15 protein-coding genes are annotated in these 14,817 nt (G+C 36.3%); 7 read left to right on the top strand and 8 right to left on the bottom strand.

The features are described from left to right. Positions 1-9 precede the first annotated feature (9 nt). The 3 genes from J2S10_RS04500 (at position 10) to J2S10_RS04490 (ending at position 2,857) form a co-directional block, all read left to right on the top strand. On the top strand, positions 10-558 hold the full coding sequence (locus tag J2S10_RS04500; RefSeq protein WP_307404801.1) for a cupredoxin domain-containing protein: 549 nt from the start codon (positions 10-12) through the stop codon (positions 556-558). Continuing rightward, positions 548-2,020, top strand: a complete 1,473-nt coding sequence (locus tag J2S10_RS04495; protein ID WP_307404799.1) for a cbb3-type cytochrome c oxidase subunit I — start codon at positions 548-550, stop codon at positions 2,018-2,020. The genes J2S10_RS04500 and J2S10_RS04495 overlap by 11 nt, the downstream gene beginning before the upstream one ends. Before the next feature lie 348 nt (positions 2,021-2,368). Beyond that, positions 2,369-2,857 (top strand): hypothetical protein, encoded by a 489-nt coding sequence (locus J2S10_RS04490; RefSeq protein WP_307404797.1) that lies wholly within the window; start codon positions 2,369-2,371, stop codon positions 2,855-2,857. A gap of 39 nt (positions 2,858-2,896) precedes the next feature. On the opposite strand, the gene J2S10_RS04485 is transcribed toward J2S10_RS04490, so the two are convergent. The 3 genes from J2S10_RS04485 to J2S10_RS04475 form a co-directional block, all read right to left on the bottom strand. After that, a complete protein-coding gene (locus tag J2S10_RS04485; RefSeq protein WP_307404794.1) occupies positions 2,897-3,418 on the bottom strand; it encodes an HD domain-containing protein in 522 nt (173 codons plus the stop codon). A 145-nt stretch (positions 3,419-3,563) separates the two neighbouring features. Next, positions 3,564-4,475 (bottom strand): thermonuclease family protein, encoded by a 912-nt coding sequence (locus tag J2S10_RS04480; protein ID WP_307404793.1) that lies wholly within the window; start codon positions 4,473-4,475, stop codon positions 3,564-3,566. A gap of 140 nt (positions 4,476-4,615) precedes the next feature. Then, a complete protein-coding gene (locus J2S10_RS04475) occupies positions 4,616-6,565 on the bottom strand; it encodes an LTA synthase family protein (RefSeq protein ID WP_307404790.1) in 1,950 nt (649 codons plus the stop codon). 443 nt (positions 6,566-7,008) lie between these two features. Between J2S10_RS04475 and J2S10_RS04470 the strand changes: the two genes are divergently transcribed. After that, the gene (locus tag J2S10_RS04470) at positions 7,009-7,209 is read left to right on the top strand and encodes a hypothetical protein (RefSeq protein ID WP_307404788.1); all 201 of its coding nucleotides are present in this window, start codon (positions 7,009-7,011) and stop codon (positions 7,207-7,209) included. A gap of 104 nt (positions 7,210-7,313) precedes the next feature. On the opposite strand, the gene J2S10_RS04465 is transcribed toward J2S10_RS04470, so the two are convergent. Together J2S10_RS04465 and J2S10_RS04460 are read right to left on the bottom strand one after the other, a co-directional pair. After that, positions 7,314-7,946 carry an SdpI family protein gene (locus tag J2S10_RS04465; protein WP_307404785.1) on the bottom strand — a complete coding sequence of 211 codons (633 nt, stop codon included), beginning with the start codon at positions 7,944-7,946 and terminating at the stop codon, positions 7,314-7,316. Next, positions 7,936-8,214 carry an autorepressor SdpR family transcription factor gene (locus J2S10_RS04460; protein ID WP_307404784.1) on the bottom strand — a complete coding sequence of 93 codons (279 nt, stop codon included), beginning with the start codon at positions 8,212-8,214 and terminating at the stop codon, positions 7,936-7,938. The genes J2S10_RS04465 and J2S10_RS04460 overlap by 11 nt, the downstream gene beginning before the upstream one ends. A 168-nt stretch (positions 8,215-8,382) precedes the next feature. On the opposite strand from J2S10_RS04460, the gene J2S10_RS04455 reads away from it, so the two are divergent. After that, on the top strand, positions 8,383-8,562 hold the full coding sequence (locus J2S10_RS04455) for an H-type small acid-soluble spore protein (protein WP_307404782.1): 180 nt from the start codon (positions 8,383-8,385) through the stop codon (positions 8,560-8,562). A gap of 89 nt (positions 8,563-8,651) precedes the next feature. On the opposite strand, the gene J2S10_RS04450 is transcribed toward J2S10_RS04455, so the two are convergent. The 3 genes from J2S10_RS04450 to J2S10_RS04440 all read right to left on the bottom strand — a co-directional run bounded on the left by J2S10_RS04450 (position 8,652) and on the right by J2S10_RS04440 (position 11,443). After that, positions 8,652-8,813 (bottom strand): hypothetical protein, encoded by a 162-nt coding sequence (locus tag J2S10_RS04450; RefSeq protein ID WP_307404780.1) that lies wholly within the window; start codon positions 8,811-8,813, stop codon positions 8,652-8,654. A gap of 153 nt (positions 8,814-8,966) precedes the next feature. Further along, complete coding sequence (locus tag J2S10_RS04445) at positions 8,967-10,127, bottom strand: acyl-CoA dehydrogenase family protein (RefSeq protein WP_307404777.1); 1,161 nt, start codon at positions 10,125-10,127, stop codon at positions 8,967-8,969. 35 nt (positions 10,128-10,162) lie between these two features. Then, the gene (locus tag J2S10_RS04440) at positions 10,163-11,443 is read right to left on the bottom strand and encodes an ArsB/NhaD family transporter (protein WP_307404775.1); all 1,281 of its coding nucleotides are present in this window, start codon (positions 11,441-11,443) and stop codon (positions 10,163-10,165) included. Between the two features lie 320 nt (positions 11,444-11,763). On the opposite strand from J2S10_RS04440, the gene J2S10_RS04435 reads away from it, so the two are divergent. Beyond that, the gene (locus J2S10_RS04435; protein ID WP_307404773.1) at positions 11,764-13,272 is read left to right on the top strand and encodes a nitrate/nitrite transporter; all 1,509 of its coding nucleotides are present in this window, start codon (positions 11,764-11,766) and stop codon (positions 13,270-13,272) included. Positions 13,273-13,503: 231 nt separating this feature from the next. After that, positions 13,504-14,805, top strand: coding sequence for a NarK family nitrate/nitrite MFS transporter (locus J2S10_RS04430; protein ID WP_307404771.1), 1,302 nt, complete (start codon positions 13,504-13,506; stop codon positions 14,803-14,805). Positions 14,806-14,817: the final 12 nt, after the last annotated feature.

The following is a 14,817-nucleotide window of genomic DNA, read 5'->3' as shown; positions in this document are numbered from 1 at the left end:
GGGAATCATATGTACCAATCACTTGCCTGGTACGCTACATTGTTTTTTGTATTCCTAATTGCATTGGCGTTTTCCTTTGTGTATGGGGAATCAAGAAAATTGAAAGAGTATGGACCGATTCAAGAAAAAGGCTACAAAATTCGAAAGTTCTATTTCCTTGGGCTAATTGCCATAATGGGATTTGCTTCAGCAGTGTCTCTCAGCAGACTTCCCTATCATGACCAACATGCAATGGCTGAAGGACAAGGGAAGGTTGTAAATGTTACGGGGATGCAGTTTTCTTGGAATCTGAGTGATGAAACCTTTATGGTAGGAGAACCTGTACAATTTCGCGTCACAAGTAAGGATGTTACACATGGTTTTGGGCTCTATGATACGAATTTACATTTAATGGCCCAAACCCAAGCAATGCCTGGATATATCAACACTGTTTCAATTACATTCACAAAACCCGGAACTTATAAAATTTTATGCCTGGAGTATTGCAGCACGGGCCATCATCTAATGATGAAGGATATTATTGTGAAGCCTAACGGGGGAATAAGCCATGGAAACTAAAGCACGAAATTCTATCAAAAAAGGTGTTGCTTTATCATTAATGGTTACCTCTGTAGTACTGGTACTCATGATGATTTTCGGAGTGATAATGTTATTGAATCAAGGGAACATTGTAAAAATCCCTTCACAGCTATTTTATAAAATTATGACCATCCATGGCACAGGAATGATTGGTATTGCTGCTTTGGGTGGAAGTGCAATTATGTGGTATTTTTTATCTAAATATATCCATTTAAATCCTTATATATTTTTCACCAACCTTATTTTGTCAATGATTGGTGTTGTAATGATACTCGTTGCCATATTTGTCTTTAATTTTTCAGATGGTTGGACCTTTCTTTATCCACTACCTTCTTTCTCAGCAAAACTAAATGGAATTACTGGGGCATTATTGTTTTTGTTTGGTCTGTTATTATTAGGTGTAGGTTACTTAGTCATGTACTTTTATTTGGCAGGTAGACTGATTAAAGAATATGGAGGCTTAGGAAAATCTCTTGGCTGGGATTATATTTTCCGAGGCAAAAAGGGTTATGGACCACCTTCTGCTGTTGTGGCAACAACAATGGTCATTATTGCGAATTCTGTAGGAATTCTTGCAGGTGCAACTGCTTTAAGCGAATCCATTTTAAACATATTGAACCCTAATTTCGCCTTTGATCCCATGCTCGCCAAACATCTAACCTATGCGTTCGGGCATATTTTCGCAAACTGTACCATTTATATGGCCGTTATCGCCGTTTATGAGGTCTTATCTGAATATACAGGACGTCCATGGAAATCAAATAAAGCTTTTTTAATTGCCTGGAACTTTTCTACCCTCTTTACATTGATGATTTATACACACCATTTGTTAATGGATTTTGCTGTTCCAGAATGGATGTTGATTATCGGTCAAATATTCTCGTATGCTAACGGACTTCCTGTAATGGTCGTTACAGCCTATGGAGCGTTGATGGTCGTTTTCCGTTCAGGAATAAAATGGGACTTTACATCAAGTATGTTCTTTGTTTCAATGTTTGGTTGGGTTGCAGGAGCTGTTCCAGCTATCATTGACGCTACAATCGTAGTAAACCACGTGATGCATAATACAAAATGGGTTCCAGGCCATTTTCATACATATATGGGTATGGGTGTCATCGCAATGATCTTCGGTTTCATGTATTATTTTAATAAAACCGAAGGCGCTCAGAAACAAACTGGGTATGATAACTATGCTATTTATACTTATTTTGTCTTCTTTGCTGGTCTAACTGGATCATTCCTATATGCAGGAAAAATAAGCGCACCAAGAAGATGGGCTGAACATTTACCTGAATGGACTGGTTCAGACCAGGTAGGTGCCCTCTGTGGTAGTTTCATCATAGTGGCAGCACTCATTTTTACGATTCGATTTTTTATCGGCTTAAAAAGTGATGGCAGAGTTACTTCCGCCACCGACAAAACATTTAATTCGGTTTCATAGATTCTCAAACTCCAGCCACCCTCAGGTGGCTGGAGTTTCTTTTATCATTATTAAATTGAATATGTTTAAAAAAGCGTCTACCTGGACTCAATTTTCATAATTCTGTTAGAACATTTAATTAATAATCTTTTCAACTTTTGTTCATAGTTTATTCATTTTTGTCCAGTAAAATATTAATTGTTAAGGACAATCACACAAACCCCCTTTTCGACATCCAGTCTAGATTAGACTGGATTTTTTTTGTTTTACAGGCAGTTTCGTTTTATGCTGCATTTTTTCTAAATAAAGTTGTATCTTGTCGATAAATATCTGTATTATTAAATCATTACATAAAAGTTGGAGGCAACGATGCTAACATTTGACGAAAAACTAGCTATTATTGAATCTTTTCCTGAGTTAGAGCGAAGAAATGTTTCACTGGGACGTATCAATTTTCAATTTCCCGAAAGCAAATCGGACAAAAAAAATATTGTTTATCATTTACATCCAAATGGGAATGGTTTTGTCTATGCTGGTGATTTACCAAACTATGCCAAGGATGAAAAAGGGTTGGTCAATATTCGTGATTTTTCTGCGGATGAATTGCGTCAATTGATAAAAGAGGCAATTGGGACACTATCCCCTCTAGTTAAACCTGTTCCGGAGGAAGCAATCATTGGAGACTTGTCTGAAGAGCACTGGGTTGATGAAGAAAACAATCTACTTCTTTTAAAAAATGAAAATGATACCTGGAATATTTATTTTGGATTAAACTTGGACGAGAGCTTTGATACGTATGAGGAAGCAGTTGAGTTTTTAAAAGAAGAAGGCTTTCATAGGGATAATTTTCCAAGATAAAAGCTGTGTCGATATCTCGGCACAGCTTTCAATATTTCTTTAATCCTTGTTTACATATTCCTGATCAATCCATTCATCTAATCGGTGTATACTTTGTCTTGCGCGTGTATACTCAATCCTACGGTAATGATGCATTCCGCCCACTTCTTCGTCCTTTTCATCTGCCCATTTAACAATTTGCTGCAATGGGGTCCTGATAATATCATTCGAAGGCAAAAACGAGTCCGTATGGAATAAAATAGCTAGGGCAATTGTCTTCGCTTTTATCGGATTTTCTCCAAGTCGAATCAACAATTTATGAGCCCGTTCCGCCCCTTTAATCGCGTGAATGTCATTTTGCTTGTACAATTCATAGTCCCATTTCCCATTTTTATACCAAGTATAATGCCCCATATCATGAAGAAGTCCGGCTTTCGCTGCAATGTCTACATCCAATTGATGTTCTTTCGCTAAATGGAAGGCATGATATGCTACCGCAATCGCATGGGCTAGTCCGGAGCGGTTCAAATATTTTTGCGCAATACGATGTTCGAATATATTTCCAAGTGTGACATCTCTCATGCAATCCCTCCCCACTCATGAAATTTTTTTCATTTATTATATGATATTCATCTTTCCAATGCTATTATTTTATTGTTAAATAATGAAAAAAAGCAGGGAAATTCATTAATGAATGTCCACTGCTTTTTTTACATTCTAAACCTTGTTATTTTTTTGACTTTCGATACCCTGCATCTTCGGCTTCTTTTTCGGTACAAAACCAAATAATATTATCTTTGGTAGAATCATAAAAAGCTCCGCCAGGAACATGGTATATATGTGAATTGGCATTTCCTTTAATTTTCCCTTTACAGTTCACGTTCGTTTCCCTATCATCACTTGAATTATTTTGATAACCGTTACCTGATGATGAACTGGTGGTCGATTTAGAAGTGCTGTTTGATGATGTGTTTTGTTCATTGGAAGCAACAGGATGGTACCCATCGTCTTTTGCATAGTTTTCAATCGACCAGATTCCAATGCCCTTTTTCTGTGCTTGCTTTTGAATTGCATAAAATTCATCAACGTATTTCGTATTTGGGGCGTAGATATATGCAACCCGCGCTAACCCTTGTTCCAGTAACATTTCATTAAACATTTTCCCATCTACATATATATAAACAAGAAGACGTCCATATTTATCACGTCCCCCTCCAATTCCGGTTTCAATTTCAACCTTTGTACCCACCGGGAGTATTTTTTTCGTATATTCTGCAGCTTCGGGACCGAATGGCTGTACTCCTAATCGCGGATGATGAGTTTCCGGTGTATCGACACAAAGCATCCTTACTTTTTCTTCTTTTCCATTTAAATTTATATCTATTGTATCCCCATCAACATTTTTCAGAATGCTCGCAGGAAGTAAGTTCTTTTTTTCATTCACGGCATTTTCGGATGATAATGTTGCCGGAGCATTGGAATTAGCTGAAGAATCGACGAGTGCACTTGCTTTTTGCTCGGATTTATTTATAACAGCCGGGCTGGTTGAATTATTTCCTTTACTTTCGGAGCATCCTGATATTGAAACAATGGCCATAATCATCAATGACAGCAACATTTTTAGGATTCTTTTTTCCATATTTGAGACTCCTCTTTCAAAATAATATATTGGATGAATAATATTATTGTAACAAAATCCCCTTCAAATGATTACCAATAATCCGTTTAAAGAGAAAATAAAAAAGAGAGAAGAAATTAATCTTCCCTCTTCAAAACAGCCTAAGGTGTTTTTGTCACTTTTTTACCTTTAGGACCCAAATATTCATAGTCATTTGGATTAATCGCTTTATATCCCTGAGGTTTATAGAAACGCAAGAGATCTTTATACACGACTTCATCAGACATTTGCAGCTCAGTTTTCACTTTACCACTGATATCTTTACATGCATTAACATTTGGCATTAATTCACCGGTAACAGTATTGTAGCATTTATCACTAACTTGAATTGTTTGAGACGATACATAATCCCCATTTCTAAATGCTACCCAATCACGATGATCTTTAGATAATAAATCAGATCCAAATTCCATGTAATCTTTTGTATCAATTCCCATTAGATGAAGTAGTGTTGGGCGAACGTCAACTTCACCGCCGTATTGATGTTGAACTCCGCCTTTTACGCCGGGAACATGAATAAACAGTGGTACTTCCTGCAATTTTGCGTTAAGTGCCGGTGTAATTTTATCAACTCCAAGAACTTTGGCCATAGCGTCATTATGGTTTTCGGATAGACCGTAATGGTCACCGTAAAGAACAATAACAGATTTATCATAAAGACCATCAGCTTTTAAATCATTGAAAAATTGTTCAAGCGCTTGGTCCATATAATTTGCAGATTGAAAATATTGATTTACAACAGTATCACCGAAATCTCCTGCAGGGAACGTAGTATCCTGCGGATCCATTTCAAATGGGAAATGGTTTGATAATGTAATAAACTTGGTATAGAAAGGCTGTTTCAAGCTTTCAAGCATTGGCATTGATTCTTTAAAGTAAGGCTTATCTTTCATTCCATAGTTTTTCTTATTTTCAGGTGTCATGCTGTAATACTCTGCATCAAAAAATTGATCATATCCTAAAGCTTTATACATTACGTTCCGATTCCAGAAGGTCTTATAGTTACCATGGAATACCGCAGAATTATATCCATATCCCTTTAAAATTGCCGGAGCTGCCTGGTAAGTGTTCTGTGCTTTATTGATAAAAACAGCACCTTGAGACATTGGATATAAAGAATTTTCCATTAAGAATTCTGCATCCGATGTTTTACCCTGTCCGGTTTGATGGTAAAAATTATCGAAATAGAAGGTGTTCCCGTCATGTGCTAATGAATTCAAAAATGGTGTTACAGGTTGACCATTAGGCATTTTATAGTCAATCATAAAGTTTTGGAATGATTCTAATGAGACGTAAATAACGTTCATTCCTTTAGCTTTACCGAAGTAAGCCGGGTTTGGTTTTGCATAGTTTGCTTTCCGATAGTTTTCAACATCTGTAATATCGCTGCCATCAGCAAAGGCACGCTGGCTGGATGATTGAATATTTTGAATGATGTCATAAATCGTAAAATTGTATGCGCCTAAATATTTAACTAAATAATTGCGGTCAAAAGAGCGTGATAATAGCTGCGGACGATCCTTTTCTGCTAGTCCAAGGTTAAAAAGAAAAACAGTGATTGCAAATAAAAGAACTATTTTGAAAGATTTTCTATTTGTCACAGTAACCTTTTTAAATAGGGTTAAGGCAAGAATGATTAATACAATCGTATCGGCAAAATAAAAAATATCAAAGCCTGACATTAGAGATGTAGCACTGTCCCCAAGCTGTCCTGCATTTGTCCTTGTCTGCATTATTACTGGGATTGTGATAAAATCATTAAAAAAACGATAGTAAGCAATATTGGCGTATAAAAGAAACGATAATATGAAATCCGTAATAATCAATACGAGTTTTGTATGCTTTTTGAAAAGCAATGATATCCCAAAAAAGAATAGTGCAGAGCTTAGCGGGTTAATCATTAATAAAAATTTCTGTAGATTATTATCGATACCAAGTTTAAATTCGAGTTGGTATGCCACATATGTTTTGATCCAAAATAAAACAACTGCAATTGCAAAGAAAGTAAGATGATTATTATTAAATTTTGTTGGTAGTTTTATTTTTTTCATTTTAATTCTCCTCTCACTTACCAAAACCAAAGGTAAACGAACCTCAATTACTATATCATATATTTTTAAAAAATAAAAACATAAATTATGGCATTTTATGTTTTTATTGACTCTAAATTTTTCGTCATTTTTCTTACTTTTTTGCAATCAGCAAACCACAATAATAAGACGGTACAGAATTAATAAAAGTTTCATATTTTTTCTCTATTTAAAAACAACCGCCATTGGTAGATGGAATTAATTCCTTTAAATGGTAAGTTGACAATTCGATACTTAGCTATCATAAACCTGATGTTTAGCGTGTGCAATATGATTTTAGACTTATCTTTTTACAGAATATAAAACAAGCTCTTTTTTTAGAAGCAATAAATGAAGATTTTTTTTGTATATTAAAAGGTGAAATGCGAAGCATAATAGAAAAGCACTGAAACGAGGAGATTTTAATGCCGAGAATTAGACCTGAATTTACTAAAAGTCCTTATTTCGTTGATGAGCCAGGAAATTGGCACCTTAAGCCGGGAGCTCCTGAGGATCTTCAAACTGAATTAAAGAACTATCTTAATTCCCTAGAGGAAATTGATGAACCCGGTACTATAAATGGAGTTCGCATTGGCTATCCATACGGTGATATATGGAAGTATTAAGATTAAAAATCAGGAAGGATTACCCATATAATCCTTCCTTTTTATATTTAGCAATATGCGGGTGTTTATTCTCCCCAACACTCCACGCTTGATCCAAATAATGATTATAAATTTTTTTTAAATGTCAAATACGAATAGAAAAAAATCACCGCAATACCAAGAACTAAAGCCCCGAAGAAAAGGTTCATCCCCAATGCGCCTATAATAATAGAAGAAAGCGGTACCAAACCTATTATGACAATGACAAATCCGCCAAGTCGATGGGTTTTTCTCCAAACTTGTTCAGAAGCAAGTGTCCAAGGATTACGTATACCAATAAAATAATTTGGCCTGAGCTGCGTCATATAGTTCCCCATACCGATAAACAATAAACCTAGCAGCACCGGCAGTACTTTTGCTAAGGAGATGTTATATCCCAGTGAACTAAAGACTACGATAAGATTTATTATTACTAAGAAGGTAATTATACTTAAGGTAATAATTGAATAAGCCGTAGAATGAATGTTATAAGATTCCTTCTTCGGATCAATTAAGGGAATGATTTGTCGAAAAATAATAATAAGTAGGGGCAAAGCACCCATCATAAGCATTTCAATTTTCGAACCATACCGATTAACCTCTCCGTTTAGCCCCCAATGTACGGGTACTTTATCAGGTAAATGCGGATAAGCAATAATATTGATAATAAGAGCAATAAGTGATGTGGCTAAAGAAACATAAAAAAATTTATTTTTCATGTGAATCGTCCCCTTTATCCCTTTTATCTAATAACCATTTAATAACATCCTGTAATACGGTTGAATTTAGTGAATAGTATATAAACTGCCCCTTCTTCTCATCCACAATTAAACCGGCATTTTTAAGGATTTTTAAATGGTTGCTGATTGAGGGCTTACTCATGTCAAAATGATCAGAGATCTCACCCGCGGTTAAATCACTATCTCTTATTAGATCGAGAATTTTTCTTCTTGTTGGATCAGATAACGCCTTGAAAACTTCGTTCATTCCGTTCCCTTCTTTATTATTTAGTTAATTATCTAAATATATAATAACACCTTAAAACGGCTTTTAATAGGAGCTTTAGGAAAAAAAGTGAAAAATTTTCTATTTTACTTATGAAATACAGTAAAATCGCAAAGAATAAAACGACTATTTTTTTGGGAGTGATTATTAATGAATGTTAACAGAGTAAAGCAAATTTTATCTTCTTCTACCGATATTGAAGTCAAATACAATGGAGCGTCCGTTTGGATTGACCAATTAAATGAGGATGGAAGAACTGCAACTGTCCATTTACGAGGCCCGCTTAAAGAAAGAACGATTGTTGAAATAGGAGAACTGATTGAAGAATAAGATCTTTTTACCACCCTTTCCTTTGAAACGGTGGGTTTTTTATTATTAAAAATCAAGAAATACAAAAAAGGCAGGTTCTAGATCCCGCCTTAAACCATATCCTCATTTTCTTTTTCGATATCTGCCGGTTCGGGCTGTTCTTGTTGGACAATACTCCCGAGTACCTCTCTGTTCGTTATACTGGCATCTTTCCCTGCTCCGGGTGCAATATTAGCCACTGGCAGCTGTTCTAATTCTTTTCCTCTTGGCATATTCCTCACTCCTTTCTTTTAAGTTGTGCAATCTTCACTAAATTTAATCAAAAATTATTTTTTCTTAAACATATTCAACAAGGATATTAATAATCTATTACTTTTTAAGTTAGAGGGTTTTGTGCTTGAGTACAGTTTGGTGGGTGATAGGATTTAATTTTCATGTGTATTGAAAATAGCATGGTTTGCAAGTAGCTGAATTGTCATATCATCCATTGGCGGATTGTGAAGCCCGGCTCTTACATCCCGATAATATCGTTGCAATGGGTTTTTTAAAGAAAGACTTCTCGCTCCCACGATCCGCATTGCAAGATCGACAACATCGATTGCCCCGTTTGTCACCGTAAATTTAGCTGCTCCCAGCGAAGGGCCCATTTTTTCTCTTTCTTGGGCACCAGATATATCCCATTGTTTCGCAACTCCATATAAAAAGTACTCAGCCTGCATAATCTTTAATTCTATTTCGCCTATTTTTTGTTTTATATTTGGTAAATCAATAATCGCCCCGTCAATACTATTCGGGGAATATTCACGGGCAAAACGGATGGCATGATTTTTCGCTGCCTTCGCAATGCCCAGATAACAAGCTGGTATATGGAGGAGCCACCCGTTCACACTTTTTTTCTCCTGACCGAGCTGTTCTACAAAGTTTTCTTCAGACACTGCTACATTTTTTAAAATCAAATCATGACTGCCTGTGCCTCTTAAGGCAATACTATCCCAAGTTTCTTCTATTTCTAAGCCTTTAGCAGAGCGGGGAATGAGAAAGTTACCTACTTGACGATTTTCCCCTTTAATGGAAGCACTAATAATAAAAAAATCAAGTACAGGAGACATTGTAGTAAACGTTTTTCGGCCGTTTATCACCCAGTCAGTACCCCTTTTTTCTGCAGTTGTTTCGGGCAACCCTCCGCGTGTAGGGCTACCGGTTTTAGGCTCCGTGGCAGCACTATTTATTAATGCTCCCCTAATTACCTCTTCACAAAGTTTTTTGAAAACTGGTTCCTTCCAAGTCTCTTTTTCACCTAGATTCATAATAATTCCCATATGCCAACCTATAGAAAGGGCAGTTGCTCCGTCCCCTTCTGCTATTTTTTCCTGAAGACGTACCAATTCATAAAGAGAGATTTCCCTCCCCCCAAATTTTTTTGGTACGGTTAGGCCTGTATAGCCGGAATTCTTAAGATCTTGGATATTTGCAAATGGGAAGCTTCCCTCAATATCAATCTTGTGGGCACGTGATAAAAACTGTTTTGAAAGATCCTCCATAAAGTTCAGACGATCTTCTAATGTTTCTTTCTCTTGAAAATCCATAATTATTTCTCTCCCATTCCTTTTATCATTAATTACTAAAATAAATATCTTATATATACATAAATCATTGAGATCAATACAGATACTATCATTAAAGGAAACCCTACCTTTAGGTACTCCATAAACGAAATAGGGTGCCCTTCTTTTGAGGCAAGACCGGCTACTACCAAATTTGCACTGGCTCCGATTAATGTACCATTTCCACCCAAACAAGCGCCAAGAGAGAGGCTCCACCACAGCGGATCCAAATTCGAGATCCCTAATGTCCCCATTTCTTTAATCATTGGAATCATAGTCGCGACAAAAGGAATATTATCAACAAAAGCTGAAATTATCGCACTCATCCATAAAACGAGGATGGTTGTAGCTTTTAATTCCCCTCCCGTCCATGAAATTGCTTTTTTTGCTAACGTGGCGATTAGCCCTGTTTCAACCAATCCGCCTACAATAACAAATAATCCTATGAAAAAGAAAAGGGTTGTCCATTCTACTTTTTCCAATACAGTAGCTAAATATTTGTCACCAGTTAGAAGTAATAGAAGAAAAGCTCCCATTAAAGCCATTGTTGCTGTTTCAATATGTAACAATTGATGGGCGAAAAAACCACCGATCGTGATCGCAATAACAAACATACATTTTACCAATAAGTCATTATCCTTTAATTCATCTCTAGCATTTTTATTTAATAGCTGGTGCTTAAATTCCGGATTGGACTTTAATTGCTTTTTGTAGATTAAGGTAAAAAGAAATATTGTAACAGCTAAATTAATGAGATTAATTAAAGCAAGATTTTCAATAAAAGTCAGGAAGGTTAATTCTTTAACAGCACTTCCAATCATGAGATTGGGAGGATCACCGATTAAAGTGGCTGTCCCTCCAATGTTGGAAGCAAAAATTTCAGACATCAAAAATGGAATCGGAGGGATCTTTAATTGATGGGTAATGCTTAAAGTAACAGGAACAACCAGCAGGACGGTTGTTACATTATCTAAAAATGCAGATGAAATAGCCGTAACCAAGCTTAATGCAATGAGAAATTTAACTGGTTCTCCCTTGACTATTTGAGCGGACTTAATCGCTATATATTCAAAAACACCTGTTTGTGCGGTAATTCCAACAATAATCATCATTCCAACTAAAAGACCAATTGTGTTGAAATCGATGTAATGAATGGCTGCCTTTTGGTCAAGGACACCAAATGCGATCATGATCAACCCGCCAAGCATAGCTATTGTGGTCCTGTGGATTTGTTCCGATATTATCATTGCATATGTAAATAAAAATATAACCAGGGCAATCAGTTCATGTGATCCCATCCTATTAGCTCCTTACTGATAGAAAGTGGTACCAAGTTAATTATTGGTAAAAATTGTACCACAATAAAATTTGTAATTAAAAATAAATTTATCGAAGGTCTTTAGTTATGTAAATCAATTATTGAACATTATCAACAGTAAATCACTGAAAAGATTTAAATTATGATAGTTTTGTGTCATACCTCACTGTTAATTATTAAAAATTGTTTTATAATACTTCAAAGAAAATATTTCCATCAAGTGTTTAAATTACTAATAAAGTTTGCTTAAAATTGATATTGGGGATACTACGAATGTTAAGGACTATAAGGGGGATTTAAATGAATCAAGGAACGAAACAACTGTTTGTTCAAACAGCAAGCCTGGTCGCCGGTTTTATGGTCTGGGTACTCATTTCTTCGCTCATGCCTTTCATCCAAGCTGATATTAAACTATCATCAACGCAAATTGCTTGGGCCACAGCGGTCCCTGTTATTCTCGGTTCACTGCTAAGGGTACCTATCGGTTATTGGACCAATCGGTATGGAGCAAGGATTTTATTTACAATTAGTTTTATTATAATGCTTCTTCCGATTGCCATAATTAGCTATGCCCATTCGATTTTGATGTTGATTTCAGGCGGATTTTTGCTTGGAATTGGCGGAGCTGTTTTTTCAATCGGTGTTACCTCGCTCCCCAAATATTACGCCAAAGCAAAACACGGATTTATCAATGGAATTTATGGAGCAGGTAATATAGGAACAGCCCTTACCTCCTTTTCGGCTCCGGTTCTGGCTAATCTTTTTGGATGGAGGGGGACGATTAAACTATTCCTAATTGTCGTTTTGATTTTTGCTATTCTTAACTTTATTTTCGGCGACAGGAAGGAACAAAAAGTAAACAACTCCTTATCCGAGCAAATTAAAGATGTTTATCGTAATCCAAAACTTTGGCTGTTAAGTTTATTTTATTTTATCACGTTTGGTTCGTTTGTTGCGTTTACCATTTATTTACCTTCCTTTTTGGTTAATCATTTTAGCTTAGAGAAAGTAGATGCAGGCCTAAGGACTGCCGGTTTTATCGCATTGGCAACACTTTTCAGACCAATTGGCGGTTGGCTTGGGGATAAAATTAACCCTTTCCTCATTTTAATGGCTGTGTTCTTCGGCCTCACCTTTGCCGGTTTTCTTTTATCGTTCACTCCATCGTTACCGGTTTACTCTTTTGGCTGTTTATTAGTTGCATTCTGTGCCGGTATCGGGAATGGCGCTATATTCAAACTAGTACCTTTATATTTTTCAAAACAAGCAGGGATCGTGAATGGGATTGTTGCTGCAATGGGAGGACTTGGTGGATTTTTCCCGCCATTAATTTTGACGATTCTATTTAATTTTACCGGGCATTATGCGATAGGTTTTATGTCACTTTCCGAGTTTTCATTGTCTAGCTTTATTTTAGTAGTTTGGCTCTATTATCAGGATAAACTCGACATATCTACTAAAATCGTAGACACGGCTGTGGATGGTATTGTTGTCACGGATACTAACGGGATTATCCAAAGAGTAAACCCTGCTTTTAAAAGAATTACAGGGTATACACAAGAAGAGGTTGTCGGAAAAACACTAAGTGTTCTACAGTCCGGGGAACACGATAACGAATTTTACAAAAATATGTGGTTTCATTTAAAAACAAATGGATTATGGGAAGGATTCATTTGGAATAAACGGAAAAATAATGAAATTTATAAAGAATGGTTAACAATCACAGCCATCAAAGATGACATTGGTGAAACCAAAAACTATGTAGGAATGTTTAGTGAAGAAAACGACCAAATGAAAGAAAAACGATAAGCAAACTCGAAAGAGACTTTCGCATTCCGAAGGTCTCTTTTCCATTTTCCGCTAAAGTTATTTCAATTGCTATTTATTACAACTTTTTGTCAAACACTTTGAGTTCACATTTCCTTCACCATTTTTGTGACGTACGTCACAATAATCACCCTTATATGTGGTTTATATTAACAACATAAACACCGCATTCAAAAATACAACTCTTAAAAATGATAAAAGGGGGAAATAAAAATGGCTCGAATAAAATATTGGAATCCGGAAGATGAAAAATTCTGGAATGCCGAAGGTAAGAAACATGCAAAACGAAATCTTTGGATCTCAGTACCATCATTAATGTTAGCTTTTATCGTTTGGCAAATTTGGTCAGTGGTTGCAGTAAGATTAAATGATATCGGCTTTCATTTTACTGATGAACAATTATTTACACTGGCAGCTATTCCCGGTCTTGTTGGTGCAACACTTCGATTTATTTACACTTTTGCGGTTGGGTCAATCGGAGGTAAAAACTGGACAGTGATTTCCACTGCAATCTTGGCAATTCCGGCAATCGGTATCGGATTTGCCGTTCAAAATCCAAGTACTCCATTTTCCATTATGCTTTTACTTGCTGCCCTTTGCGGTCTTGGCGGAGGAAACTTCTCTTCTTCTTCTGCAAATATTAGTTTCTTCTTCCCTAAAAAGGAAAAAGGCACTGCTTTAGGAATTAATGGCGGATTAGGTAATATGGGTGTTTCAGTAGTTCAATTTATAACACCTTTAGTCATTACATCAGGAACTTTCGCTTTTGTCGGCGGCAAACAAGTCTTAGCAAACGGCCAACATGTATGGTTACAAAATGCAGCATTTATTTGGGTAATTCCAATAGTGATTATGACTGTTTTAGCGATATTCGGAATGGATAATGTGCCAAATGCAAAACAATCTGTATCTGATCAATTTGTTATCGTTAAGCGTAAGCATACTTGGATTATGACTATTCTTTATGTAGCAACATTCGGTTCTTTTATTGGCTATTCTGCGGCATTCCCGCTTTTATTAAAATCTCAATTTCCCGAGCATTTATCCCTTGCCTTCCTTGGCGCCTTAGTTGCAGCAGCAGCAAGACCTGTGGGCGGATGGATTTCAGATAAACTTGGCGGTGCTAGAGTAACAGCTTATGTACTAGTAATTATGGCAATAGGAGCAGTAGGAGTTATCTATTTCTTAAATGCGAAACAATTTGCAGGATTCTTAGCTTCCTTCTTGGTCCTTTTCCTTGCATCCGGTATTGGTTCAGGCTCGACATTCCAAATGATTCCAAATATTTTCATCCCTAAAGAAGCAGCACCGGTAATTGGTTTCTCAGCCGCATTTGCAGCATATGGATCATTCTTTATCCCTAAGCTATTCGGCTGGTCTGTAAAAACAACTGGAACACCTGTCACTGCATTCTACTTCTTCATCGGATTTTATATCATTTCTTTTGCAATCAACTGGTTCTATTATCAAAGAAAAAGCACTGCAGTCAAAACGTTTGTTAAGCAAGTTGGGTAATAAAAAAAGGTC

The sequence above is a fragment of the Neobacillus ginsengisoli genome (assembly GCF_030813055.1).
This window is presented reverse-complemented; position numbering and strand designations above follow the sequence as displayed.

Coding starts and splice junctions, on each gene's coding strand:
- J2S10_RS04500 (WP_307404801.1), top strand. CDS start 10: ATGTACCAATCACTTGCCTGGTACGCTACATTGTTTTTTGTATTCCTA.
- J2S10_RS04495 (WP_307404799.1), top strand. CDS start 548: ATGGAAACTAAAGCACGAAATTCTATCAAAAAAGGTGTTGCTTTATCA.
- J2S10_RS04490 (WP_307404797.1), top strand. CDS start 2,369: ATGCTAACATTTGACGAAAAACTAGCTATTATTGAATCTTTTCCTGAG.
- J2S10_RS04485 (WP_307404794.1), bottom strand. CDS start 3,418: ATGAGAGATGTCACACTTGGAAATATATTCGAACATCGTATTGCGCAA.
- J2S10_RS04480 (WP_307404793.1), bottom strand. CDS start 4,475: ATGGAAAAAAGAATCCTAAAAATGTTGCTGTCATTGATGATTATGGCC.
- J2S10_RS04475 (WP_307404790.1), bottom strand. CDS start 6,565: ATGAAAAAAATAAAACTACCAACAAAATTTAATAATAATCATCTTACT.
- J2S10_RS04470 (WP_307404788.1), top strand. CDS start 7,009: ATGCCGAGAATTAGACCTGAATTTACTAAAAGTCCTTATTTCGTTGAT.
- J2S10_RS04465 (WP_307404785.1), bottom strand. CDS start 7,946: ATGAAAAATAAATTTTTTTATGTTTCTTTAGCCACATCACTTATTGCT.
- J2S10_RS04460 (WP_307404784.1), bottom strand. CDS start 8,214: ATGAACGAAGTTTTCAAGGCGTTATCTGATCCAACAAGAAGAAAAATT.
- J2S10_RS04455 (WP_307404782.1), top strand. CDS start 8,383: ATGAATGTTAACAGAGTAAAGCAAATTTTATCTTCTTCTACCGATATT.
- J2S10_RS04450 (WP_307404780.1), bottom strand. CDS start 8,813: ATGCCAAGAGGAAAAGAATTAGAACAGCTGCCAGTGGCTAATATTGCA.
- J2S10_RS04445 (WP_307404777.1), bottom strand. CDS start 10,127: ATGGATTTTCAAGAGAAAGAAACATTAGAAGATCGTCTGAACTTTATG.
- J2S10_RS04440 (WP_307404775.1), bottom strand. CDS start 11,443: ATGGGATCACATGAACTGATTGCCCTGGTTATATTTTTATTTACATAT.
- J2S10_RS04435 (WP_307404773.1), top strand. CDS start 11,764: ATGAATCAAGGAACGAAACAACTGTTTGTTCAAACAGCAAGCCTGGTC.
- J2S10_RS04430 (WP_307404771.1), top strand. CDS start 13,504: ATGGCTCGAATAAAATATTGGAATCCGGAAGATGAAAAATTCTGGAAT.